Consider the following 21,671-nt stretch of genomic DNA (forward strand, 5'->3'; position numbering starts at 1 on the left):
TGTGTCCCTCAACGTTCTCTTCTGCGCGGCCATCGGCGGCAACGCAGCCCTGGATTCGTCATCTGCTCTGGTGAGCGCTTTTTCTTGTCTTGCAGAAATGGTGCCACCCGCCGGGTGCTGAATCGAATGCCGATGCCAGCCGACAAACTTCGAAACATCGAGTCACTTCTTGTGCCGCATCCTGGCGATGGCGAAGCGCCGCTGCCCAGCGCGCTGGCAAGTCAATTCGGCTCGATGGACGCACCGGGCGGATGGCGCTGCCGGACACCCTTGCGGCATGCCCTGAGACACGGACGTTCAGTTACTTCTGTAAAAGAGATGCCTTTTTGTGAGCCAGGGGCGGCCTGCGGGCGGGGCCATCCCGCTGGCGCGTGTGACCAATCTCGTCGCGCTCCGGTGACCAATTCCGTCGCCTGGCAGGCGCTTGCGCCCTGCGTCATCGCGCCTCATGTCACGGCTGTGCGGCGGGGCTTGGGGGCAGGCTGCGCAGGTAGAGCTGCAAGGCGTCCAGTTCCAGGTCGCTCATCTGGCTGAGCGACTCGAAAGGCATGCTGCGGCTGACGGCGCTGTGGTCGGGCCGGGTGCCGGTGCGCATCAGCCGGCGGAACAGCGCAGGGTCGGCATAGGCGGCCATGCCGCTGCGGTTGCCCGAGCCCAAGGCGGTTGGCAGGTCCGGCGCCAGGCTGGGCGCCCAGGGCTGGCTGGCATCGTCGCGGCCGCCGGTCAGCTGCGCGCCATGGCAGCGGGCGCAGGCCTGGGCCACGTAGCGGCCGTAGGCCACGCTCAGGGCCTCGGGCTCGGCAGGCTCGGGCGGACGGGCATGGTCGATCTTCTCGGCTGCGTCCTGCCACTGGCCCAGCCCGTGGCGCAGCCGCAGCGAGGTGGGCAGCTCCAGCACGGCGGCGCGGCCGGGGACCGGTGGCAGCTGCATGAGGTACTGGACCAGCGAGGCCACGTCGTCGTCGCTGAGGCGGTTGTAGTCGTCAGACGGCATCAGCAGCACCGGCTGGCCGTTGGGCTTGACGCCGTGGCGCAGCACGCGCTCCCAGTCGGCAGGCTTGTAGCCGGCGATCACATTGCCCGGGCCGGGGCTGATGTTCGGGCCGGCGGCGCGTTGGCCGGTGAGCGGATCGTCGATGAACAGCCGGCCTTCGCCTTGCTGGCCGTGGCAGCCGGCGCAGCCGCGCGTGTCGTACAGGTAGCGGCCGCGGGCCAGGCTGGCATTGTCGTCATGCAGTGCCAGCGGGTAGGCCGGCAGGCTGATCACGCGCAGGCGCTTCTGGTCATGCTGCTGCAAGGCCCAGCCACAGACGGCCAGCAGCGCCAGCAAGGCCAGCAGCAACAGCCCGGCCAATGCCGGGATTGCATACCGATGCTGGTTGCCAGCCCGCTGCTCGCCGGCATTTGTCTCCACCACTGCTTGCATTCGCCTTCAACCACACAACAGGAACCGCCGGCAGCGGGGTGTCGCAGGCGGGCAAGTGGGCAGTGTCGCGGCAGGCCGCAGCGCGCGCATCCCTCATCGGATGCACGTGGTGCGTCATCCCGCTGAAGGTGTCATCACCAGGCAGGTGGTGGTGGCGTGGGCGTAGAGCTTGCCGTCCGGCCCGTACAGCCGGCCTTCGGCGAAGCCAAGCTGGCGGCCGGTGTTGATCACCCGGCCTTCGGCACGCACCAGCGGCACCTTCAGCGTCAGTGCCCGCAGGTAGCTGATCTTCAGTTCGGCCGTGGTGTAGGCCACGCCGGCCGGCAGCGTGGTGTGCACTGCGCAGCCCACGGCCGAGTCCAGCATGGTGGCAATCCAGCCGCCGTGCAGCGTGCCCATGGGGTTCAGGAAGCGCTGCGGCGGGTGGCCCTGGAACACGAAGCGACCGGCCTCGTACTCGATGGGCCAGATGTCCGCGCCTTCGCTGACGTGGGGATACGGCAGCTCGCCCTTGCTGATGCCTTCGAAGACCTGCAGCCCGCTGAGCCCTTGCAGTTGCTCAGGCCTGGCCACGCCGGCTTGCAGGAGCTGGCGTCGCGCTTCGGCTTCCTGTTGTTGCCAGCGGGCCAGCGTGCCGGCAGCGGTGTCGGGCGACAAGGCGGCAATGCTGTGCCAGAGGGCCTGGTTGTCAGAGGGCATGGGCATCTCCTGAAGGGGAAAACGGAGGGTGGAGGCGGGGCATGGTGATCATGATAGTTGTAGTTGCAACAGTTGTGGCTACAATAATTCGCATGGCACATCCCTTGATCGACCCTCCTGCCCTGGCGGAGCCGCCCAAGCTGCCTCGCGGCTGCAGCAACCTGCGCCTGCGCCAGGCCGACCGTTTGGTCAGCCTGCACTTCGACAGCGTGGTCCAGAAGGCGACCGGACTGAAGACCTCGCAGTACACGCTGCTCAGCCACATTGCCGCGATGGGGCCGGTTCGGCCGGCCGACCTGGCCGCGGCAATGGCGCTGCAGCCATCCACGCTGACCCGCAACCTGCAGCCGCTGATGGCGCAGGGCTGGGTGCAGATGGGCCCGGGCGCCGATGCGCGCTCGCGCAGCATTTCGCTGACCGACGCCGGCCAGGCCAAGCGCCAGAAATCCCAGCTGGCCTGGAAGCAGGCGCAGCTGGCGTTCAACCAACGCATGGGCACCGAACGCGTGGCCCGCCTGCATGCCTTGCTGGACGAAGTGATCCAGCTGATGGGCGACACACCGGAGACCCCGCGATGACGAAGACTTCTGCTTCTCTTTCGGCGCCCGCCGTCTGGCTGGTGCTGCTGGCCGCCGGTGGCACCTTCGCGCTGACCATGGGCGCGCGCCAGTCCATGGGCCTGTTCCTCGGCGACCTGAACAGCTCGACCGGGCTGGGCCTGGCGCAGATCAGCCTGGCCTTTGCGTTCGGCCAGCTCTGGTGGGGCCTGACCCAGCCGTTCGCCGGCCTGGTGGCGGACCGCTACGGCCCGGGGCGGGTGCTGATCCTGGGTGTTCTGCTGGTCTGCGCCGGCACCGCGCTGATCCCGCTGATGCACAGCAGCACGGGGCTGATCCTGGCCATTGGCGTGCTGGCGGCCGGTGGCGCCGGCATGGCAGGGCCTTCGGTGCTGATGGCCGCGACCACGCGGCTGGTGCCGGCCGAGCGGCGCGGCATGGCGACCGGCATCGTCAACGCCGGTGGCTCGTTTGGCCAGTTCGTCTTCGCGCCGATTGCGCAGGGCATGACGGCGGCTGCCGGCTGGGTCTCGGCGCTGCAACTGCTCGCGGTGCTGCCGCTGATGGCGCTGCCGGCAGCCTGGGTGCTGCGCAAGCGGCCGACGGCAGCGGGCGCGCCTGCAGCGGCGCCGGTGGAGCCCACCGGGCAGGTGCTGCGCCGCGCGCTGCGCGACCGCAGCTTCCTGCTGCTCTCCGGTGGCTTCATGGTCTGCGGCTTCCATGTGGCTTTCCTGGCCACCCACCTGCCAGGTGTCGTTGTGTCGTGCGGCTTGCCGGCCGCGGTCGGTGCCTGGTCGCTGGCGGTGATCGGTCTGTTCAACATCGTCGGCAGCTTCGGCATCGGCTGGGCCATCGGTTTCCAGGGCGGGCGCTGGCGCATGAAGTCACTGCTGTCGCTGATCTACCTGCTGCGCGGCGTGGCGGTGCTGGTCTTCGTGCTGTCGCCCAAGAGCAGCGCCGGCATGCTGGTCTTCGCCGCGGTGATGGGCGTGAGCTTCCTGTCCACCGTGCCGCCCACGGCCGGCCTGGTGGCCCGCTTCTTCGGCCCGGCCCACATGGGCACGTTGTTCGGCATGGTCATGCTGGCCCACCAGATCGGCGGCTTCCTGGGCGCCTACCTGGGCGGCAAGACCTTCGAGGCCACAGGCAACTACACCTGGATGTTCTACGCTGACGCGGTGCTGGCCTTTGGCGCGGCCCTGATGCACCTGCCGATCCGCGAGTCCTCGCGCGTGGTGGGGCCGGCAGCGCAGCCGGCTTGAGCGACGCGACGCCTTGGTGACAGGCCTTTCCCGGCCTGCAGCGCCACACTGCGACATGCCTGAATTTGCGACCAACAAGACTGCAGCCGAGCCAGCTTCCATGCATCCGTTCGACAGCGCGATCGCGCTGGCCCCTGCCGCGCACGCGGGTCACTTCAGTGGTGCCACCAGCCCGGCCTACGCCAACATGGTGGGCCCGTTTGGTGGCACGACGGCGGCCACCTTGCTGAACGCGGTGCTGCAGCACCCTGAGCGCCAGGGGGAGCCGATTGCGTTGACCGTCAACTACGCCAGCGCCATCGAGGACGGTGGCTTCGGGCTGGTGGCCCGCGCGGCACGCACCAATCGGTCGACGCAGCATTGGTCGGTGGAGCTGCAGCAAGGTGGCGCCGTGGCGGCCACCGCGACTGCGGTGCTGGCGCGGCGGCGTGAGACCTGGTCGGCACCGGACGTGCGGCCGCCCGCAAACCTGCCGTCACCCGACACGCTGACGCGGGCCGGCGGCGCCCGGCGCCCGCCCTGGTTCAAGCGCTATGACATGCGCTTTGTCACCGGCGGCCTGCCCGAGGCCATGGACGGCGAGGAGCACGCCAGTTCGCACAGCAGCTTCTGGGTGCGCGACGAACCGGCCCGGCCGCTGGACTTCGCGTCGCTGGCAGCGATCTGCGACTGTTTTTTCCCACGTGTCTTCATGCGCCGCCGGCTGTTCGTGCCCATCGGCACCGTGACGCTGACGACGTATTTCCATGCAGACGCCGCGATGTTGGCCGCGCAGGGCGAACGCCCGGTGCTGGGCGTGGCCAAGGCACTGAACTTTCGCAACGGCTATTTTGACCAGACGGCCGAGGTCTGGAGCGACAGCGGCCAACTGCTCGCCAGCACGCACCAGATGGTTTACTACCGGGAGTGAGGCCGCGGTGACCGCGCCAGCCGGCTGGCGGGGTGGGGCAGGGCGGTGGCGCGGCATGCTTCCTGCTCACAATGCCCGCATGGCGACTGTAGACACCCCCGACATTCCAACCGCAAAACGCACGGCAGAGGCACTCGCGCCGCTGACGGACAAGCCGCACACCTTGTTCGAGGATACCCAGGCCATCTTCACCGGCACGCTGTTCGTCTCGCTGGCGCTGATCCTGTTTGCCCAGGTGGGCCTGATCACCGGTGGCACCGCGGGCGCGGCCTTTGTGCTCAGCCACTTGACGGGCTACAGCTTCGGCAAGTGGTTCTTCGTCGTGAACCTGCCGTTCTACGGCTTCTCGTGGAAGCGCATGGGGCCGGAGTTCACGCTGAAGACCTTCGTGGCGGTGACGGCGCTGTCGCTGATGACCGAATACTCGCCGCGGCTGTTTGCCATCGAGCGGCTGCACCCGGGCTACGCCGCGGTGCTGGGTGGTCTGCTGCTGGGTTCGGGCTGCCTGTTCCTGGCGCGCCACCGGGCCAGCCTGGGCGGCGCGACCATCGTCTCGCTGTACTTCCAGCAGGTCAAAGGCTGGCGCGCCGGCAAGGTGCAGATGGCCATCGACATCAGCGTGCTGCTGATCGCCGCGCTGATCCTGCCGCGCGACCGGGCCATCTACTCGGTGCTGGGCGCGGTGGTGATGAGCAGCTTCATCTACATCAACCACCGGCCGGGCCGTTACACGGGCAGCTGAAGAGCTCGGGTCACTGGCCGGCCGCGGTGCGGTAAGGTGGTTTTGCCCGCGGATCGGTGCGCAGCGCGGCCACCGCGTTCAGCACCTGCGGCAGCCGCCGCGCAAAGGCTTCCAGCTCGGCCGCGGCGGCCGGGTCGCCGGCGCAGCCCTCGAAGTAGACGACGCGGGCCTGCACCGTGGCCCACACGCTGGCGGGCTGGCGCGTGACGCTGGCTGGCGCCTGCTCGCGCCAGGCCGCTTCCAGCGCGGCGGCAATCTCGTCGTCATGCGCATAGGCACTGGGCGTGTCGCACTCGCCGGCCAGCCAGCAGGTGGTGCCTTTTTCGGCGCGGTGATGCGCCTGCACGCGGCGCTCGGCCTCTGTCAACAACGGGCCCAGCGGCGCAGGGCAGCCGGTCAGGGTGCCGACCAGCGGGAAGAATGGATCGCCGAACCAGTTGCGGCGAACGTCCTCGGCTTGTGCCGGGGTGCCGAGCAGCGTCAGCACCAGCGCGGCGCCAAGGGTCCACATAGCCGGCCGGCCCGGCCTGCGCACCGCGCTGCAGGGCTCAGCGGAACACGCTGAGACCACGCTCCAGGCGCTGCGCCCAGCCGCCCAGCAGGTCGGTGGACAGCACGACATGGTGGGTGCGGCCGACGATGCCTTCGCGGGCCACCAGGCCGAAGAAACGCGAGTCCTCGGTGTCGTCCGGGTTGTCGCCTAGCACGAAGTAGCGGTCCGCCGGCAACTGGGTCGGGCCAAAGCCAAGCTTCTCAGGTTTGTCGAGCTTTTGGCTGGCCTGCGTCGCTGCGGACCGGACGGCGTCGTCTGCGTGTGGCGCCAGGGTGCCGAGCTTTTCGTCCGGCGCGCCGAAGCCGGCGGGCTTGTGGTTGACGTAGAGCGTGCTGCCGCGCAGCTCCACCAGGTCGCCCGGCACGGCGGCCACGCGCTTGACCAGCCGTTCCTGGTTCCGCGGCGAGAGGAGGGTGACCACGTCGCCGCGCTGCGGTTCGCTGAGGCGGGCCAGGGAGATCCGGGTCAGCGGCACCTTCAGGTCATAAGCCAGCTGGTTGACCAGCACCAGGTCGTTTTCCGGCGGTGTGACCTGGGCACTTGCGACGAGGCTGGCGACGGCGATTTCAGCGACGGGCGCCGGCCCCCAGTCGGCCATCGCACCGGAGGTGAGCACGGACAGCAGCAACAAGGCCGGGATGCGGTAGGGATGGGATTGCTGGTGTTTCATCGCATGGCCTCGTGCGTCGGGCAGCCTGCAAAGTGTCGGCCAGCGCCTGCAGCGGTGCAAGCCATTTTCAGCGCTGGCGCAGGCGTTCGCGCCGGGGCGGTAGCCGAACATGTGCGCCATGCCCGGTCGTGCCAGACGATGCGGCGCTGGCGCAGCTTGACGATGCCGACCAGGTCGTTGTCCAGCATCAGGCCTTGTTCGCGGTTGAGCCTGGCGAGGGCCGCTTCCGAGCGCTGCAGCTCGGCCGTGCGCTCGGCCACGCGTTGCGCCAGCACTGCTTGCAGCGAGTCCACCTGCTGGCGGGCGTGCACCGCAGCCTCGCGGTGCTGGATCTCGCGCTGCGCATTGCCGGCCAGCTCCGTCAGCAGGTGCAGCGAACCCAGCAATGCCAGGCGTTGCGTCTCATCAGTCGTGGGCGGTGCAATCAGCATGAGGCGTCGTGTCTGCTCGGCGATGCGGCCAATGGTGTCTGCGTTGAAGTACGTGGATGCGGCCGTCGCGAGAGGCTGACGGGCTGCAGCGTGCGCGACAGCCTCAGCCCGCGGCGAGCGGCTTTTGCAACAGGTATTTCTCGACGCCCTGAGAAAACCCCCGAAGACAGAATGCAAGCTGATAACCGCGCTTGCGATAAAAATCAGGCGCTTGAAAACTGAAGGTGTAGAGATAAAGCAGCCGGCAACCCCTTTGCGCGGCCAAATCCTCGAAACGCCCGAGCAGCGTGCTGGCCAGCCCCTGGTTTCTCAATGCGGGCGCCACCCACAATTCCTGCAACTCGCAGCAATCTCCCCAGGTGCGACCCACCGCGCCGCCGATCACCTCGTCTGCTGCCGTTCTGGCAAACACCGACAGGCCACGCACGTCCTGCAGCGCTCTCGCCTGTTGGTTGGCTGCGTCCAGGCCCGCGTCGACGACGCCCGCCTCGGCTTGCGGCACGTCCTGGTGGTCAGTGAAGCGGAGGTGGTGCATGGCGGTGTGATGGGATGAGTTGAGCCACTTGATTTCCCCCCTTTGGGGGATGGGACTTGCCTTGTCCCCCAGATATGGTTCAGCCCTGTCAACTATTTCTTGATTCGAAATACCCGATTCAGAAATGAGCGTGAGTGGGCCGCTGCATTGCGGGTGTGGGAGCGCCTGGAGGAGTTCGCTGAAAATGCGAATCGCAATGTCAATGGCGGCCCACTCGGGCGCGTGGCTGCATATTATTTCGAGGCCGTGGTCTTGATATAGGCCAACCGCCGAAAACGCAGCGCGGACCAATCTTCGTCAATCGCCACCGCGCGCACGGTTTCGAAGCCGGCGCCCTGCAGCACGGCCCAGCCGGTGTCGCGGTTGAAGTCGCAGCGGTAGCGTTTGGAGGTGCCTTTTGGATAGGCGAACCACAGCAGCGCGTCGCCCTCGGCCTTGCCGGCCAGCAGCCCGGACAAGCGATCAACCTCGGTTTGCTGCGTGGCAAACGCAAGCGCGAAATGGACCGCCTGGACCTCCGCCGGGTCGCGCAGCACCTTGACACCCACCAGCGTGGCCAAGGCCGGCTCGAAGGACGCAGGCGCGTTGACCACGAGGATCTCGCGCTGGGCCTTCAGGTTCAGCTTGTCGAACACGGTGGGCATGGTGATCTCCGCTGTCTCTGCCAGTCAGCCAGGCAGTGTAGAGAAGCGGTGTTCGGTGCTGCTGCGGAAAACCTCGCCGGGGCGCAGCACGGTGCTCGGCCAGTCGGCGCTTGCGGGGTGGTTAGGCGAGTCGGGGTTGTGCTGGGTTTCCAGGCACAGGCCGTCGCCCTGGCGGTAGAGCTGGCCGCCTTGGCCGCGCAGCGTGCCGTCGAGGAAGTTGCCGGAGTAGAACTGCACGGCGGGTTCGGTGGTGTGCACCGTCATCACGCGGCCGGAGGCCGGGTCTTCCAGCCGCGCGGCGAGGTGCAGCTGGCCGTCCTGCGGCGCGTCCAGCAGCCAGTTGTGGTCGTAGCCGCGGGCCAGGCGCAACTGCTCGTGGCCCTCGCGCAGCCGGGCTTCGACGACCTGGCTGCTGCGGAAGTCGAACGGCGTGCCGGCCACGTCGGCGATGCGGCTGGGGACCAGCGAGGCGCCCACCTCGGTGTAGCGGCTGGCGTTCAGCTGCAGCCGGTGGCCGACGGCCGAGCCGCCGCCGGCGAGGTTGAAGTAGTCGTGGTGGCTGAGGTTGACGACGGTGGGCCGGTCGCAGCGCGCCTCGTAGTCCACGCGCCAGCCTTGCGCGTCGTCCAGCCGGTAGCGCACGCTGATCTCCAGCGTGCCGGGGAAGCCTTCTTCTCCGTGTTCGCTGCGGTAGCGCAGGTGCAGCGTGTCGCCCTCCATCTCGGCCTGCCACAGCCGAGTGCCGAAGCCACGCGGGCCGCCGTGCAGGCAGTTCGGGCCATCGTTGATCGGCAGCTGGTGGGTTTCGCCGTCCAGCGTGAAACGGCCGCCGGCGATGCGGTTGGCATAACGGCCGACGATGACGCCGAAGTGAGGGTTGCGCAGCACGTAGTCGTCCAGCGCGTCGAAACCCAGCACCACGTTGGCCGACCGGCCGGCGCGGTCCGGCACCTGCAGCGAGGTGACGATGCCGCCGTAGGTGATGGCGCGCAGCACCAGGCCCCGGCCGTTGTCCAGCGTGTATTCGTCGACGACGCTGCCGTCGGGCAGCGTGCCGTAGGGGCGGGAGTGGATCGTGGTCATGGGGGTCAGACCCAGCCGCCGTCCACGATGAAGTCCTGCGCGGTGCACATCGCGCTGTCGTCCGCCGCGAGGAACAGCGCCATGCGGGCGATGTGCTCGGCCATCAGCGGCTGGTTGATGCACTGGCCCTTGGCGATCTCGGCACGGGCCGCATCGTCCACCCACAGCGCCAGCTGCTTGTCGGTCATCACCCAGCCCGGCACGAGGGTGTTGACGCGGATGTTGTGTGGCCCGAGGTCGCGTGCCAGCGAGCGCGTGAGGCCTTGCACCGCGGCCTTGGCGGTGGTGTAGGCCGGCATGCCGCCTTGCTTGAGCTTCCAGCTGATGGAGCCGAAGTTGACGATGCTGCCGCCGCCGGCAGCGCGCATGTCCGGCAGCACCGCCTGCGCGGCGAAGAACTGGTGCTTGAGGTTGACGGCCAGGCCTGCGTCCCACTGTTCGGGTGTGACGCTTTCCAGCGCGTGGCGCTTGTCGTTGGCAGCGTTGTTCAGCAGCACCGTGATGCGGCCTCCCAGCGCGTCGCGCAGCGTGTGGATGGCGCGCTGCAGTGCGGCGGTGTCGGTCAGGTCGGCGGCGACGAAATACGGGCCGCGGCGTGCACCGTCCTGCAGTTTCGCGGCCAGGGCCTTGCCGGCGGCGGCGTCAATGTCGATGAAGCCCACCGCTGCGCCTTGCAGCGCGAATTGTTCGACCAGGCAGGCACCGATGCCGGTGGCGCCGCCAGTGATCAACACCCGGCGGTCGGCCAGGCTGGGGTAGCGCGCGAAAACAGTCATGAGGGAACTCCGCCAACAGGGTCACTGAACACTGCTGGCATTTTATTAGTAATACTTTAGTGAGAAGTCTTGCGGAAGTTTCAGGGTTTACCCGAGTGACGTGCCACAATTAGTCATACTTTAATGTCGACTCCTGTTTGAGAGAGCCTCATGTCCAAGCCCCCCGTCAAGCTCAGGTCCGCTGCATGGTTCGGCACTGCCGACAAAAACGGCTTCATGTACCGAAGCTGGATGAAGAACCAAGGCATCCCGGATCACGAATTCCAGGGCAAACCCATCATCGGCATCTGCAACACCTGGAGCGAGCTGACGCCCTGCAACGCCCACTTCCGCAAGCTGGCCGAGCATGTGAAGCGCGGCATCCTGGAGGCCGGCGGCTTCCCGGTCGAGTTCCCGGTGTTCTCCAACGGTGAATCGAACCTGCGGCCCACGGCGATGCTCACGCGCAACCTGGCCAGCATGGACGTGGAGGAGTCGATCCGCGGCAATCCGATCGACGGCGTGGTGCTGCTGGTCGGCTGCGACAAGACCACGCCCGCGCTGCTGATGGGCGCGGCCAGCTGCGACGTGCCGGCCATCGTCGTCACCGGCGGGCCGATGCTGAACGGCAAGCTCAACGGCAAGAACATCGGCTCGGGCACGGCGGTCTGGCAGCTCAGCGAGCAGGTCAAGGCCGGCACCATTTCGATCAACGATTTCCTCGCCGCCGAAGCCGGCCATGCGCGCTCTGCCGGCACCTGCAACACCATGGGCACGGCGTCCACCATGGCCTGCATGGCGGAATCGCTGGGTGTGAGCCTGCCGCACAACGCCGCCATCCCGGCGGTGGACGCACGGCGACAGGTGCTGGCGCATCTCTCGGGCAGCCGCATCGTCGAGATGGTCAACGAGGGCCTGACGCTGTCCAAGCTGCTGACCCGCGAGGCCTTCGAAAACGCCATCCGCACCAATGCCGCCATCGGCGGCTCGACCAACGCGGTGATCCACCTGAAGGCGATTGCCGGCCGCATTGGCGTGGACCTGCAACTGGACGACTGGACCTCGGTCGGCCACGGCACGCCCACGCTGGTGGACCTGCTGCCCTCGGGCCGTTTCCTGATGGAAGAGTTCTATTACGCCGGCGGCCTGCCGGGCGTGCTGCGCCGGCTGGGCGAGGCCGGGCTGCTGCCGCACCCGGGCGCACTGACGGCCAATGGCAAGAGCATCTGGGACAACGTCAAGGATGCGGCGATCCACGACGAAGAAGTGATCCGTCCGTTGACCAAGCCGCTGGTGCCGGACGGCAGCATCCGTGTGCTGCGCGGCAACCTGGCACCCAACGGCGCGGTGCTCAAGCCCTCGGCCGCCAGTGCGCACCTGCTGAAGCACCGCGGCCGTGCGGTGGTCTTCGAGAGCCTGGAGCACTACAAGGAACGCATCGTCGACCCGGACCTGGACATCACAGCCGACTCGGTGATGGTGCTGAAGAACTGCGGCCCGCGCGGCTACCCCGGCATGGCCGAGGTCGGCAACATGGGCCTGCCGCCCAAGCTGCTGGCCCAGGGCGTGACCGACATGGTGCGCATTTCCGACGCCCGCATGAGCGGCACCGCCTATGGCACCGTGGTGCTGCACGTGGCGCCTGAGGCGCGCGCGGGCGGCCCGCTGGCGGTGGTGCAGGAAGGCGACTGGATCGAGCTGGATGCCGAGACCGGCCGGCTGCACCTGGACGTGACGGACGAAGAACTGGCCGCCCGCCTGGCCGCCTGGGCCGCGGTGCAGCAGGTCGACCCGGCCGACGCCACCGGCTACCGCCACCTGTACGTGAAGCACGTGATGCAGGCCGACCAGGGCTGCGACTTCGACTTCCTGGTCGGCTGCCGCGGGGCGGCGGTGCCGCGCCATTCTCACTGAGTCACTGAACCCCGACTTCCTGAAGAGATACCTCATGAGCACTCATCAACAAGCTGCGCGGTACAAGGGTGTGTTCCCTGTCGTGCCCACGACCTTCAATGAACAAGGCGGGCTGGACCTGGAAAGCCAGAAGCGCTGCGTCGACTTCATGATAGCCGCCGGCTCGACCGGCCTGTGCATCCTGGCCAACTTCTCCGAGCAGTTTGTGCTGGGCGATGACGAGCGCGAGGTGCTTGCGAAGACCATCCTCGAACACGTGGCCGGCCGGGTGCCGGTGATCGTCACCACCACCCACTTCGGCACGCAGATCTGCGCCGCGCGCAGCCGCCGCGCGCAGGACATGGGCGCCGCCATGGTGATGGTCATGCCGCCCTACCACGGCGCCACCATCCGCGTGTCCGAAGCGCAGATCCACGGCTTCTACAGCCAGCTGTCCGACGCCATCGACATTCCCATCATGATCCAGGACGCGCCGGTCAGCGGCACGGTGCTGAGCGCACCCTTCCTGGCCCGCATGGCGCGCGAGATCGAGAACGTTGCGTACTTCAAGATCGAAACCGCCGGTGCGGCCAGCAAGCTGCGCGAGCTGATCGCCATTGGTGGCGCGGACATCGAAGGCCCGTGGGACGGCGAAGAGGCCATCACGCTGCTGGCCGACCTGGACGCAGGCGCCACCGGCGCGATGACCGGCGGCGCCTTTCCGGACGGCATCCGCACCATCGTCGACGCCTACGCCGCCGGCCGTCGCGAGGAAGCTGTGGCCGCCTACGCGCGCTGGCTGCCGCTGATCAACTACGAGAACCGCCAGGGCGGCATCCTGACCGCCAAGGCCTTGATGAAGGAAGGCGGCGTAATCGCCTGCGACGCGCCGCGGCATCCGTTCCCGGCGATGAACCCTGCCGTGCGCGCCGGCCTGCTGGACGCGGCGAAGCGCCTCGATCCGCTGGTCCTGCGTTGGGCCTGAATCAAAAGAGGCACCTCATCATGAGCAACACCTTCCAGAACTACATCAATGGCGAATGGGTGGCCGGCGCAGGCACGCGACCGAACATCAACCCGTCCGACACCAGCGACGTGATCGGCCACTACGCGCAGGCCGATGCGGCGCAGACCGAAGCCGCCATCGCTGCCGCGCAGGCCGCATTCCCGGGCTGGGCCATGAGCACGCCGCAGCAGCGTTTCGACGTGCTGGACGCCGTGGGCAACGAACTGCTGGCGCGCAAGGACGAGATCGGCCGGCTGCTGTCGCGCGAAGAGGGCAAGACCTTGCCTGAAGGCATTGGCGAGACGCACCGCGCCGCGATGATCTTCAAGTTCTTCGCGGGCGAGGCGCTGCGAAGCGGCGGCGAACACCTGGCCTCCGTGCGGCCGGGCGTGGGCGTGGACGTGCTGCGCCAGCCGGTCGGCGTGGTCGGGCTGATCGCGCCGTGGAACTTTCCCATCGCCATCCCGGCCTGGAAGATTGCCCCGGCTTTGGCCTACGGCAACTGCGTGGTCTTCAAGCCGGCCGAGCTGGTGCCTGGCTGCGGCTGGACGCTGGCCGACATCCTGAGCCGCACGGCGCTTCCGAAGGGCGTGTTCAACCTGGTGATGGGCCCGGGCTCGCAAGTGGGCCAGACGCTGGTGGATTCGCCGCTGGTGCGCGCGGTGAGCTTCACCGGCTCGGTCGGCACCGGCCGGCGCATCATCAACAGCTGCGCTGCCCGCCAGGCCAAGGTGCAGGCCGAGATGGGTGGCAAGAACCCGCTGGTGGTGCTGGACGACGCCGACCTGGACGTGGCGGTCAACGCCGCGGTGCAAAGTGCGTATTTCTCGACCGGCCAGCGCTGCACGGCTTCGAGCCGCATCATCGTCACCGAAGGCGTGCACGATGCATTCGTCGAGAAGGTGCTGGCCAAGCTGCGCACGCTGAAGGTGGACCATGCGTTGAAAGCCGGCACCGACATCGGCCCCGTCGTCGATGAAAAGCAACTGGCGCAGAACCTGCGCTACGTGGCGCTGGCGCAGAGCGAAGGCGGCAAGCTGGCGTTTGGCGGCGAGGTGCTGGAGCGCGAGACGCAGGGCTTCTTCCAGATGCCGGCACTGATCACCGAAACGACCAACGCGATGACCATCAGCCGCGAGGAAGTCTTCGGCCCGGTGGCCAACGTGATCCGCGTGCGCGACTACGAAGAAGCGCTGGCGACGGCCAACGACACCGAGTTTGGCCTCTCGGCCGGCATCTGCACCACCTCGCTGAAACACGCCACCCACTTCAAGCTGGCCGCGCAGGCCGGCATGGTGATGGTCAACCTGCCGACCGCGGGCGTGGACTACCACGTGCCGTTTGGCGGCAGCAAGGGCTCCAGCTACGGCCCGCGCGAGCAGGGCAGCCATGCCAAGGAGTTCTACACCACGGTGAAGACGGCGTACACGGCGGCTGGCTGAAGCGCCGGTTCGCACCTTCGGTCGCGTGGGCCGTCCGATGGGCGGCTGCGGCTGATCGCGCGCAAATCACTGTGTTACGGTTCCTGCGGCATCTGCCTGGAGACGGAGAATGGCGGGAATGAACAGTCGCACGGCGCAGTCCACCTATCGCCTTCAGCCCGAAGGCAAGAGCATGCATGGACGCATCGTGCGCGAGCTTGGCCTGGCCATCCTGGCCGGCGCATTGAAGCCGGGCGACCGGCTGCCGGCCGAGGCGGTGCTGCTGGAGAAATACGACGTGAGCCGGCCTGTGCTGCGCGAAGCCGTGCGGGTGCTGGTGGCCAAGGGGCTGGTGGTGTCCAAGCAGCGCTCGGGCGCCATCGTCCGGCCACGCAACGAGTGGCATCTGCTGGACCCGGACGTGCTGTACTGGCTGATCCAGACCAAGCCGCAGCCCGAGTTCGTCAGCACGCTGCTGACGGTGCGCCGCGTCTTCGAGCCCGCCGCTGCCGCGCTGGCCGCCAAGGCTGCGACCGAGGACCAGATCGAGGCCATTGCCGAGGCTTTCTCCGGCATGGCCGCAGCGCGCACCACCGAGGAACTGCTGGAACCCGACCTGGCGTTTCACCGCCGCATTGCCGAGGCCACCAACAACGACCTGCTGGCCTACATCGGCAACATGCTGTCCCTCGCGCTGCGCGAGTCCATCATCCTCAGCAGCCAGGTGCCCAACACCCACGAGCTTTCGCTGCCGCGCCACAAGGCGATCCTGACGGCGCTGCGCAACCGTGACGCGCTGGCCGCCCGCCAGGCCACGCTGGTGCAGTTGGAAGAGACTGGCGACGACTTGTCGACGCTGCTGCCGGGCGTGAACCTGGCCTGAGCGCCGGTGGGTCGGCTCAGTTCCTGAGCGCCTGCAGATCGATGGCAGCCGCCATCACGCGATAACCCGCGGCATTCGGATGCGTGTGGTCGCCGCTGTCGAAGACCGGGTTCAGGTAGCTGGGCCGGGCCGGGTCGGCCATCAGGCGGTCGAAATCCAGCACCCGGTCGAAGGCGCCCGCGCTGGTGATCCAGCGGTTGACCTCCACTCGCATCGCCTCGGCCGCTGGTGTCTGGCCGCGCGGGCCGGTCGAGCCGCCGCGTGGCAGCAACGTGGCACCCCAGACCTGCACGCCGGCTGCGTGGGCGTGTGCCACCAGCGTCTTCATGCCTTCGATGACCTGGGCCGCGCTGACCTTGTCCTTGGGGCTGTCCAGCAGGCCGCTGGCGGTGATGTCGTTGATGCCTTGCAGCAGCACCACCCAGTGCACACCGGGCTGGTCCAGCACGTCGCGCTGGAAACGAGCGAGCGTGCTCGGGCCAAGGTAGGGATCCGAGCCGTCGTTCAGGATGCGGTTGCCGGCAATGCCGGCGTTGACCACGGCCACATCGGCCAGCGCGGGGTCCTTTCGCAGGCGCGCAGCCAGCGCGTCGGGCCAGCGTGCGTTGGCATCCAGTCCTGAGCCCACGCCGTCGGTGATGGAGTCACCTACAGCCACCAGCGTGCGTGCCGGGCCGCTCGCCTTGGTCGGAAGCACCTGCAGGTCGGTCAGCAGGTAGCGGCTGTCGTCGGTGTCGGCGCGGGGCAGGGCGGCGGCACCGGTCATGTCCAGGCCGTCGACCAGGTAGGCCGTCTGCATGCCCACCGTGTGGATCGTCGGCGCGCTGGCGCCTTCGGGCAGGTAAAGGCTCACGGCCAGTTCCTGCAGCGCTGCCACCGGCAGGTCCAGCGGGTCGCTCCAGGCGCTTTCACCCTTGGCAATGCGCAGCGTGGCCTGGCCACCAAAGCTTAGCGCACGGTCGCTGCCCGCAACGATGGCCGAGCCCACGCCATGCAGGCCCACATGCACCGGCCCGACCAGCAGCGGCCCGTCGCCCAGAAGGTTCGACAGCTTGATTCGCACCTTGTCGCCACCCGAACTGGCGCGCAGCACTTGCCGGATGGTTTGGGGCTTCATCGCCGGCCCTGCCGAGTCCGGTGCCGCACTCCAGGCCGGCACCCAGGCCCCTGTTTCGCCTGCCGTTGCGCCCATCAGCGAGGGCAGCAGCAGGGCCAAACCAACGCCGAGCGCCAGCGGCGCCAGCAATGCCGCGGCCATCAGCCTGCCTTCGAGCTCGAAGTGGGTGTTGATCGGGCTCATGCGACGGCGTGGGATGGACGATGGCCGATTGTTGAACGGTTCATCACCTGTGCGGGAGCTGGCACCCCAAACAAAACAGGCCCGCCGAAGCGAGCCTGTCTGGGGATGCGGAAGATCAGTAGCCCAGTGACGCCGCCACTTCGCGGGTCTGCGCGCCGAGGATGTCTTCGGAGTAGAACTGCTTCCAGCGCACCGCGGCATCGGGGTTGATGGCGTTGTGCAGGTGGAACTTCAGGTCGCCGCTCATCTTCGAGGCGTTGTCCACGCCGTCGGTCATGCGCTGGTCCATTTCCTGGTACGGGTTGATCATCGCGTCTTCGTACGGAATGCCGGCGAAGCTGCAGATCTTCTCGATGGATGCGGAGGGATTGCAGACGATGTCTTCGTACTGGATCTGCAGCCAACGGTCTGCCGGCACATGCTGACCTGCGGCCACGGTGTTCTGCTGCGCGGTAAGCCAGGTCAGCTCGGCCAGCTCGCGGCTGCCGAAGCTGGCTTCCTGAACCATGGGCATCAGGCGCTGCAGCTTGGACTCTTCGTACGAGCGGATCATGCCCAACGGGTGGCGCGTCAGGTGGATGTACAGCGGGCGGTCGAAGTCTTGTTCGATGCGCTTCAGGATGTCCACGTCGATCACGTACGAAGGCGTCTTGTCGACCAGCAGCTTCTCGCCCTTCAGCGGTTGCTGCAGCAGGTTGTAGAAGGCCTTGGTGGACATGTCGTCGGCTTCGCACTTCGAGACGAAGGCACGGGCCGCTTCCGGCTCCCAGCCATGCAACTGCATCAGTGCGCGAACGGTGCCGTCCAGCAGGTGCTCTGTGTGCTCGCCGGACAAGGCCTTCAGGCGCTCGCCCATGGTGTTGTAGGGCAGCAGGTGCAGCTCGGGCGGCGCGAACAGTTTGGAGCTGCCGGCCAGGATCACGCGCAGCAGCGTCGAGCCCGAACGCGGAGGCGACAGCACGAACAGCGCCGGCGGATTCTTTGGCGTGCCGTCGTCACGCAGCTTGCGGGTGGCAATGCTCGCGCGGAACTTGGCCAGCTTCTCGGGGGTGACACGCTCGCTTTCGGGAATCGAGGTCAGCCGCGTGGCGACGACGGCGGTGTTGGCCGCCACGGGCGCGGGCGCTGCGACCGGCAACGAGCCGTTCAACCGGCCGGCGACGAACTCGGCAATCTGCGCGACGCTCAGGTCCTCGACGTAGGCGCCGTTTTTCATTAACAGGTCCTGGAACCCGAGCTTGGTCTTGTAGGCGCCTTCGATCGCCACGACCAGCTGGATGAAGTCGATCGACGCGAAGCCGATGTCGCCAATCATCGTGGTCTGGGGACCAATGCCGCCTTCGAGCTCGACGTCCCAGTCTTCCGTCAAATCAGAGATGACTCCAATGACGCGTTGCTCGACATTCTCGACCGTGTGCATGCTGCCTGTTCCCTCAACTCCGTGGATATCGCGACGGTAAACCCTTGCTTGCGAACATCATAAGTGCATCACGATGTCCGGCCTGGAACAGGTAAGCAGCCAGTGCGCCAAGCGCACATGGCAGTCTAGCGATTGACGTGGGAGCGCAATTCCGGCATGCGCACGGTTTCCGCCAGCTTCACCAGCGAAAACCCCCTAGAACGTTGCCTACCCGAGGCCTGCACCCAGGCCTTGCAGTCGCTTGGCGAACGCTGGTGCGGCCCGAAACATCGGCGCCGCGAACAGGGGACGGCCAGCAGCAGGCGCTTTTGCTGTCGGCTGCAGCACCGTTCAGGTGCGTTTCAGCGGCATCCCGCTGTCCCGCCGCCGCTTCTTGGTAAGGTCCAGGCTTCCACAGCCCAGGCCCACCCATGCCCGCTCCGGACTTCCATCTCCCGTTTTTCGACGCTGCCCTTGCCGGCCTGCCGGCGGTTTCGGCCCAGGCGCCTGAACATGATGGGGCGTTCTGGTCCGCTGTGGCTGCCCTTTACCGGACTTCCCATGCGACAGCCAACCTGGAAAACGGCTTCTGGGGCGTGATGGCCGAGCCGGTGCGGCAAGCGTTCATGCACTGGACCGAGCGCGTCAACTTCGAGAACACGCTGATGATCCGCGAAGGCTGGCCGAGCGCGATGGCCGCCATTCGCCAGCGCGTGGCCGCGGCGCTGGGCTGCGAGCCGGAGGAAATTGCGCTGACACGCGGCGCCACCGAATCCATGCTGGCCCTGATCAGTGGCTACAACCAGCTGCAGCCGGGCGACACCGTCTTGTATGCCGACCTGGACTACCCGGCGATGCGCAACGCGATGGCATGGCTGCGCGAGCGGCGCGGCGTGCTGCCGGTCAGGCTGGAAATTCCGGAGCCGGCCAGCCGCGAAAACGTGCTGGCCATTTATGCAGACGCCTTGCGCCAGCACCCACGCACCCGCTTGCTGCTGCTGACCCACCTGAGCCACAGCACCGGCCTGGTGATGCCGGTGCGGGAACTCAGCGAGATGGCCCGGGCGGCCGGCGCCGAAGCCATCGTCGATGCGGCCCACTCCTGGGGCCAGTTGGATTTCGACGTGGCCGACCTGGGCGCGCCGTATGCCGCCTTCAACCTGCACAAATGGGTGGGCGCGCCACTGGGCTGCGGTTGCCTGTACATCCGCAAAGGCAGCCTAGCCGCCATCGACCCGTATTTCGGCGACCGCGACCATCCGGCCGACGACGTGCGCTCGCGCATCCACACCGGTTCACCGAACTTCGCCGCCTGGCTCAGCATTCCCGCGGCGCTTCAGTTGCATCAGCGCATTGGCGCCAGCGCCAAGCAGGCCAGGCTGCGCAGCCTGCGAGACCATTGGGTGCAGCAGGTGCGCGGGCTGCCGGGCCTGGAGATCCTGACGCCGGACGAGCCCGGCATGGCCGCCGGCATCACCTCGTTGCGCTTCAGCGGGCGTGGCAGCGCCGCGGAGAACCAGGCCATCGTTGCCGCGCTGCGCGAGCAGCATGGCGTGTTCACCGTCTGGCGCAATGGCCCTGCGCGGGGCGACGTGGTGCGGGTCACGCCGGCCATCTACACATCACGTGCCGAACTCGACCGGCTGGTCGCCGGGCTGCGCGCCTTGCTGAACTGAAAGACAGTAGTGCCACCTCACATTGGCGTGCACAACTCCACCAGCAAGCCGTCCGGGCAGCGCAGCCAGGAGACTGTCTGGCCCCAGGGCATGGCTTGCGGTGCGGCCAGTTCCTTGCCACCGGCGGCCAGTGCGCGCTGGTGGGCCTCGGCCACGTCGTCGCAGACCAGCGCCACCTCCATGCCCAGCGGCTGTTCGGACTGGTCGGCCCGCACATGGCCGCCGGGCAGGTGGCCCTCGCCAATGCTGTGCTCGGCAAACGCCAGCGTTGTCGCCCCGGTTTCAAGCTCGCCGTAGCCGCCGGATTCGTGCAGAAAGCGGCGGCCGATGCCAAACGCGCGCTCGAAGAAGTCCAGCGAGGCCTCGACCTTGCTGACGTACAGGATGGTGTAGCCAAAGCGCATCGCGCCGGGTGCTGACATGGGACGGCTCCTTGTTTGGTTTGATGGCCAAGTCTAGAAGGACTTGTTCGGCGTTGCCTCCGGTCGCGCTATCGTCTTGTTCCTTTCATGAACCTCACCCAGAGGACTTTTCCCATGCGGGTTTGCATCTTCGGCGCTGGTGCCATTGGCGGTTTCATTGGCGCACGACTGGCGGCGGCCGGCGTGGCGCAACTCAGCGTCGTGGCCCGGGGCGACACGCTGGCGGCGCTGCAGCAGCACGGTTTTCGCCTGCGCAACCCCGACGGCTCGCTGACCCAGGCGCCGGCGCGCGCCAGCGCGACACCTGCCGAACTGGGTGAGCAGGACCTGGTGATCATTGCCGTCAAGGGCCAGGCGATGGCCGCTGCTGCGCCCGCCATCGGCCCGCTGCTGGGGCCGCAGACCGTGCTGCTGCCGGCGATGAATGGCATTCCCTGGTGGTTCTCGGCCGGCGTGCCCGAGCTGGGCGCAGCGCCGCTCGGCAGCGTGGACCCCGGTGGCCGCATCGCCCAGGCCTTGCCCGTCTCGCGCATCATTGGCTGCGTGGTGCACGCCAGCACCTCGTGCCCGGAGCCCGGCCTGGTGGCGCACCAGATGGGGCAGAAGCTGATCATTGGCGAGCCGGCGGCCGGCCCGGTCACGCCGCGTGTGCAGCAGGTCGCCGAGCTGCTGCGCAGCGGCGGGCTGGAGGTGGTCGAGAGCCCCGAACTGCGGCGCGAGCTCTGGTACAAGCTGTGGGGCAACCTGACCACCAACCCGGTTTCGGCCATTACCGGCGCGACGGTGGATCTGATCATCGGCGACCCGTTGCTGCGCACCTTCTGCGCCAGCATGATGGAAGAGGCGGCGCGGGTCGGCGCGCGCATCGGCTGCAGGATCGAGCAGACCCCGGCTGACCGCCATCGCATCACCGCCAGCCTGGGCGCCTTCAAGACCTCGATGCTGCAGGACGCGGAAGCCGGCCGCACGATCGAGCTCGACGGCATCGTCGGCGCGGTGCGCGAGATCGCCCAGCGCGTGGGCGAGCCGACGCCCGGCATTGACGCGCTGCTGGGGCTGACCCGCGTCTTCGCGCAGGTGCACGGCCTGTACCCGCGCCCGCAGGGCGCCGCGTAACCCCGGTGTAAACTGACACCTGTTTGGTGCCTGGGCTGCGCTTCGTTGCGGCCCGGGGTAAACGGGAAACAGGAAGGCCAGCCTCCACGAGGCGATGCTCAACCTGTGCTGCCCCCGCAACGGTAAGTGGACGAAGCCTCGCGCAACCCGCGCCAGCGTTTCAGCCCGTGCTCCTGGCCACTGAAGGTGAAGACCTTCGGGAAGGCCGCACGGGTGGTGCCACCAGCCCGGATACCGGCCAACAGGGGGCGCGAGCATGTTCTCGCGCCATGTAGCGGCCACCCGCGG

At 67.8% G+C, this 21,671-nt stretch carries 22 protein-coding genes and 1 riboswitch; of the genes, 10 read left to right on the top strand and 12 right to left on the bottom strand.

All coding sequences use genetic code 11. The features are described from left to right. Nucleotides 1-451: 451 nt before the first annotated feature. Both AC3WR5_RS14255 and AC3WR5_RS14260 read right to left on the bottom strand, forming a co-directional pair. Nucleotides 452-1,426, bottom strand: coding sequence for a c-type cytochrome (locus AC3WR5_RS14255; RefSeq protein ID WP_492485368.1), 975 nt, complete (start codon nucleotides 1,424-1,426; stop codon nucleotides 452-454). Nucleotides 1,427-1,540: 114 nt separating this feature from the next. Then, nucleotides 1,541-2,125 (bottom strand): PaaI family thioesterase, encoded by a 585-nt coding sequence (locus AC3WR5_RS14260; RefSeq protein ID WP_141291286.1) that lies wholly within the window; start codon nucleotides 2,123-2,125, stop codon nucleotides 1,541-1,543. 92 nt (nucleotides 2,126-2,217) lie between these two features. Between AC3WR5_RS14260 and AC3WR5_RS14265 the strand changes: the two genes are divergently transcribed. The 4 genes from AC3WR5_RS14265 to AC3WR5_RS14280 all read left to right on the top strand — a co-directional run bounded on the left by AC3WR5_RS14265 (nucleotide 2,218) and on the right by AC3WR5_RS14280 (nucleotide 5,596). After that, complete coding sequence (locus AC3WR5_RS14265; RefSeq protein WP_492485370.1) at nucleotides 2,218-2,703, top strand: MarR family winged helix-turn-helix transcriptional regulator; 486 nt, start codon at nucleotides 2,218-2,220, stop codon at nucleotides 2,701-2,703. Beyond that, nucleotides 2,700-3,944, top strand: coding sequence for an MFS transporter (locus AC3WR5_RS14270; protein ID WP_492485372.1), 1,245 nt, complete (start codon nucleotides 2,700-2,702; stop codon nucleotides 3,942-3,944). Before AC3WR5_RS14265 ends, AC3WR5_RS14270 begins: the two co-directional genes overlap by 4 nt. A 55-nt stretch (nucleotides 3,945-3,999) precedes the next feature. Then, nucleotides 4,000-4,854 (top strand): acyl-CoA thioesterase, encoded by an 855-nt coding sequence (locus AC3WR5_RS14275; RefSeq protein WP_492485374.1) that lies wholly within the window; start codon nucleotides 4,000-4,002, stop codon nucleotides 4,852-4,854. A 79-nt stretch (nucleotides 4,855-4,933) separates the two neighbouring features. After that, on the top strand, nucleotides 4,934-5,596 hold the full coding sequence (locus tag AC3WR5_RS14280; protein WP_141291208.1) for a DUF6198 family protein: 663 nt from the start codon (nucleotides 4,934-4,936) through the stop codon (nucleotides 5,594-5,596). A 10-nt stretch (nucleotides 5,597-5,606) separates the two neighbouring features. Here AC3WR5_RS14280 and AC3WR5_RS14285 read toward each other — a convergent pair whose 3' ends face one another. The 7 genes from AC3WR5_RS14285 to AC3WR5_RS14315 form a co-directional block, all read right to left on the bottom strand. Then, nucleotides 5,607-6,107 (bottom strand): BON domain-containing protein, encoded by a 501-nt coding sequence (locus AC3WR5_RS14285; RefSeq protein ID WP_492485376.1) that lies wholly within the window; start codon nucleotides 6,105-6,107, stop codon nucleotides 5,607-5,609. Between the two features lie 37 nt (nucleotides 6,108-6,144). Further along, nucleotides 6,145-6,819, bottom strand: a complete 675-nt coding sequence (gene lepB, locus AC3WR5_RS14290) for a signal peptidase I (protein WP_492485378.1) — start codon at nucleotides 6,817-6,819, stop codon at nucleotides 6,145-6,147. Beyond that, entirely contained in the window at nucleotides 6,816-7,250 is a 435-nt protein-coding gene (locus AC3WR5_RS14295; protein ID WP_492485380.1) for a hypothetical protein, read from the bottom strand. The genes lepB and AC3WR5_RS14295 overlap by 4 nt, the downstream gene beginning before the upstream one ends. A 103-nt stretch (nucleotides 7,251-7,353) precedes the next feature. After that, nucleotides 7,354-7,785 (bottom strand): GNAT family N-acetyltransferase, encoded by a 432-nt coding sequence (locus tag AC3WR5_RS14300; RefSeq protein WP_492485381.1) that lies wholly within the window; start codon nucleotides 7,783-7,785, stop codon nucleotides 7,354-7,356. Nucleotides 7,786-8,018: 233 nt separating this feature from the next. Continuing rightward, entirely contained in the window at nucleotides 8,019-8,429 is a 411-nt protein-coding gene (locus AC3WR5_RS14305) for a hypothetical protein (protein WP_492485383.1), read from the bottom strand. Between the two features lie 24 nt (nucleotides 8,430-8,453). Further along, nucleotides 8,454-9,512 (bottom strand): aldose epimerase family protein, encoded by a 1,059-nt coding sequence (locus tag AC3WR5_RS14310; RefSeq protein WP_492485385.1) that lies wholly within the window; start codon nucleotides 9,510-9,512, stop codon nucleotides 8,454-8,456. Nucleotides 9,513-9,517: 5 nt separating this feature from the next. Beyond that, nucleotides 9,518-10,288: an SDR family NAD(P)-dependent oxidoreductase gene (locus AC3WR5_RS14315; RefSeq protein ID WP_141285680.1), complete on the bottom strand. Its 771-nt coding sequence runs from the start codon at nucleotides 10,286-10,288 to the stop codon at nucleotides 9,518-9,520. 150 nt (nucleotides 10,289-10,438) lie between these two features. Here AC3WR5_RS14315 and AC3WR5_RS14320 point away from each other — a divergent pair, with 150 nt between their 5' ends. The 4 genes from AC3WR5_RS14320 to AC3WR5_RS14335 all read left to right on the top strand — a co-directional run bounded on the left by AC3WR5_RS14320 (nucleotide 10,439) and on the right by AC3WR5_RS14335 (nucleotide 15,470). Then, nucleotides 10,439-12,181 (top strand): IlvD/Edd family dehydratase, encoded by a 1,743-nt coding sequence (locus AC3WR5_RS14320; protein ID WP_492485387.1) that lies wholly within the window; start codon nucleotides 10,439-10,441, stop codon nucleotides 12,179-12,181. A 34-nt stretch (nucleotides 12,182-12,215) separates the two neighbouring features. Then, the gene (locus AC3WR5_RS14325) at nucleotides 12,216-13,145 is read left to right on the top strand and encodes a dihydrodipicolinate synthase family protein (RefSeq protein ID WP_141285676.1); all 930 of its coding nucleotides are present in this window, start codon (nucleotides 12,216-12,218) and stop codon (nucleotides 13,143-13,145) included. 20 nt (nucleotides 13,146-13,165) lie between these two features. After that, a complete protein-coding gene (locus AC3WR5_RS14330; protein ID WP_492485390.1) occupies nucleotides 13,166-14,608 on the top strand; it encodes an aldehyde dehydrogenase family protein in 1,443 nt (480 codons plus the stop codon). Nucleotides 14,609-14,726: 118 nt separating this feature from the next. Next, a complete protein-coding gene (locus AC3WR5_RS14335; RefSeq protein ID WP_141285672.1) occupies nucleotides 14,727-15,470 on the top strand; it encodes a FadR/GntR family transcriptional regulator in 744 nt (247 codons plus the stop codon). Between the two features lie 16 nt (nucleotides 15,471-15,486). Here AC3WR5_RS14335 and AC3WR5_RS14340 read toward each other — a convergent pair whose 3' ends face one another. Next, entirely contained in the window at nucleotides 15,487-16,770 is a 1,284-nt protein-coding gene (locus AC3WR5_RS14340; RefSeq protein ID WP_492485392.1) for an SGNH/GDSL hydrolase family protein, read from the bottom strand. A gap of 115 nt (nucleotides 16,771-16,885) precedes the next feature. After that, nucleotides 16,886-18,190 carry a sulfotransferase gene (locus AC3WR5_RS14345; RefSeq protein ID WP_170200749.1) on the bottom strand — a complete coding sequence of 435 codons (1,305 nt, stop codon included), beginning with the start codon at nucleotides 18,188-18,190 and terminating at the stop codon, nucleotides 16,886-16,888. A gap of 410 nt (nucleotides 18,191-18,600) precedes the next feature. On the opposite strand from AC3WR5_RS14345, the gene AC3WR5_RS14350 reads away from it, so the two are divergent. Beyond that, nucleotides 18,601-19,845: an aminotransferase class V-fold PLP-dependent enzyme gene (locus AC3WR5_RS14350; protein ID WP_492485394.1), complete on the top strand. Its 1,245-nt coding sequence runs from the start codon at nucleotides 18,601-18,603 to the stop codon at nucleotides 19,843-19,845. 17 nt (nucleotides 19,846-19,862) lie between these two features. Here AC3WR5_RS14350 and AC3WR5_RS14355 read toward each other — a convergent pair whose 3' ends face one another. Beyond that, a complete protein-coding gene (locus tag AC3WR5_RS14355; protein WP_492485488.1) occupies nucleotides 19,863-20,249 on the bottom strand; it encodes a VOC family protein in 387 nt (128 codons plus the stop codon). A 132-nt stretch (nucleotides 20,250-20,381) separates the two neighbouring features. Between AC3WR5_RS14355 and AC3WR5_RS14360 the strand changes: the two genes are divergently transcribed. Next, the gene (locus AC3WR5_RS14360) at nucleotides 20,382-21,383 is read left to right on the top strand and encodes a 2-dehydropantoate 2-reductase (protein WP_492485396.1); all 1,002 of its coding nucleotides are present in this window, start codon (nucleotides 20,382-20,384) and stop codon (nucleotides 21,381-21,383) included. Between the two features lie 7 nt (nucleotides 21,384-21,390). Further along, nucleotides 21,391-21,640: riboswitch (cobalamin riboswitch) on the top strand. The last annotated feature ends 31 nt before the right edge of the window (nucleotides 21,641-21,671 follow it).

The sequence above is a fragment of the Ideonella sp. FW305-24 genome, assembly GCF_058788035.1.

What these genes read in the sequence shown, in the direction of transcription:
- AC3WR5_RS14255 (WP_492485368.1), bottom strand. Translation starts at nt 1,426, where the DNA reads ATGCAAGCAGTGGTGGAGACAAATGCCGGCGAGCAGCGGGCTGGCAAC.
- AC3WR5_RS14260 (WP_141291286.1), bottom strand. Translation starts at nt 2,125, where the DNA reads ATGCCCTCTGACAACCAGGCCCTCTGGCACAGCATTGCCGCCTTGTCG.
- AC3WR5_RS14265 (WP_492485370.1), top strand. Translation starts at nt 2,218, where the DNA reads ATGGCACATCCCTTGATCGACCCTCCTGCCCTGGCGGAGCCGCCCAAG.
- AC3WR5_RS14270 (WP_492485372.1), top strand. Translation starts at nt 2,700, where the DNA reads ATGACGAAGACTTCTGCTTCTCTTTCGGCGCCCGCCGTCTGGCTGGTG.
- AC3WR5_RS14275 (WP_492485374.1), top strand. Translation starts at nt 4,000, where the DNA reads ATGCCTGAATTTGCGACCAACAAGACTGCAGCCGAGCCAGCTTCCATG.
- AC3WR5_RS14280 (WP_141291208.1), top strand. Translation starts at nt 4,934, where the DNA reads ATGGCGACTGTAGACACCCCCGACATTCCAACCGCAAAACGCACGGCA.
- AC3WR5_RS14285 (WP_492485376.1), bottom strand. Translation starts at nt 6,107, where the DNA reads ATGTGGACCCTTGGCGCCGCGCTGGTGCTGACGCTGCTCGGCACCCCG.
- lepB (WP_492485378.1), bottom strand. Translation starts at nt 6,819, where the DNA reads ATGAAACACCAGCAATCCCATCCCTACCGCATCCCGGCCTTGTTGCTG.
- AC3WR5_RS14295 (WP_492485380.1), bottom strand. Translation starts at nt 7,250, where the DNA reads ATGCTGATTGCACCGCCCACGACTGATGAGACGCAACGCCTGGCATTG.
- AC3WR5_RS14300 (WP_492485381.1), bottom strand. Translation starts at nt 7,785, where the DNA reads ATGCACCACCTCCGCTTCACTGACCACCAGGACGTGCCGCAAGCCGAG.
- AC3WR5_RS14305 (WP_492485383.1), bottom strand. Translation starts at nt 8,429, where the DNA reads ATGCCCACCGTGTTCGACAAGCTGAACCTGAAGGCCCAGCGCGAGATC.
- AC3WR5_RS14310 (WP_492485385.1), bottom strand. Translation starts at nt 9,512, where the DNA reads ATGACCACGATCCACTCCCGCCCCTACGGCACGCTGCCCGACGGCAGC.
- AC3WR5_RS14315 (WP_141285680.1), bottom strand. Translation starts at nt 10,288, where the DNA reads ATGACTGTTTTCGCGCGCTACCCCAGCCTGGCCGACCGCCGGGTGTTG.
- AC3WR5_RS14320 (WP_492485387.1), top strand. Translation starts at nt 10,439, where the DNA reads ATGTCCAAGCCCCCCGTCAAGCTCAGGTCCGCTGCATGGTTCGGCACT.
- AC3WR5_RS14325 (WP_141285676.1), top strand. Translation starts at nt 12,216, where the DNA reads ATGAGCACTCATCAACAAGCTGCGCGGTACAAGGGTGTGTTCCCTGTC.
- AC3WR5_RS14330 (WP_492485390.1), top strand. Translation starts at nt 13,166, where the DNA reads ATGAGCAACACCTTCCAGAACTACATCAATGGCGAATGGGTGGCCGGC.
- AC3WR5_RS14335 (WP_141285672.1), top strand. Translation starts at nt 14,727, where the DNA reads ATGAACAGTCGCACGGCGCAGTCCACCTATCGCCTTCAGCCCGAAGGC.
- AC3WR5_RS14340 (WP_492485392.1), bottom strand. Translation starts at nt 16,770, where the DNA reads ATGAGCCCGATCAACACCCACTTCGAGCTCGAAGGCAGGCTGATGGCC.
- AC3WR5_RS14345 (WP_170200749.1), bottom strand. Translation starts at nt 18,190, where the DNA reads ATGCACACGGTCGAGAATGTCGAGCAACGCGTCATTGGAGTCATCTCT.
- AC3WR5_RS14350 (WP_492485394.1), top strand. Translation starts at nt 18,601, where the DNA reads ATGCCCGCTCCGGACTTCCATCTCCCGTTTTTCGACGCTGCCCTTGCC.
- AC3WR5_RS14355 (WP_492485488.1), bottom strand. Translation starts at nt 20,249, where the DNA reads ATGCGCTTTGGCTACACCATCCTGTACGTCAGCAAGGTCGAGGCCTCG.
- AC3WR5_RS14360 (WP_492485396.1), top strand. Translation starts at nt 20,382, where the DNA reads ATGCGGGTTTGCATCTTCGGCGCTGGTGCCATTGGCGGTTTCATTGGC.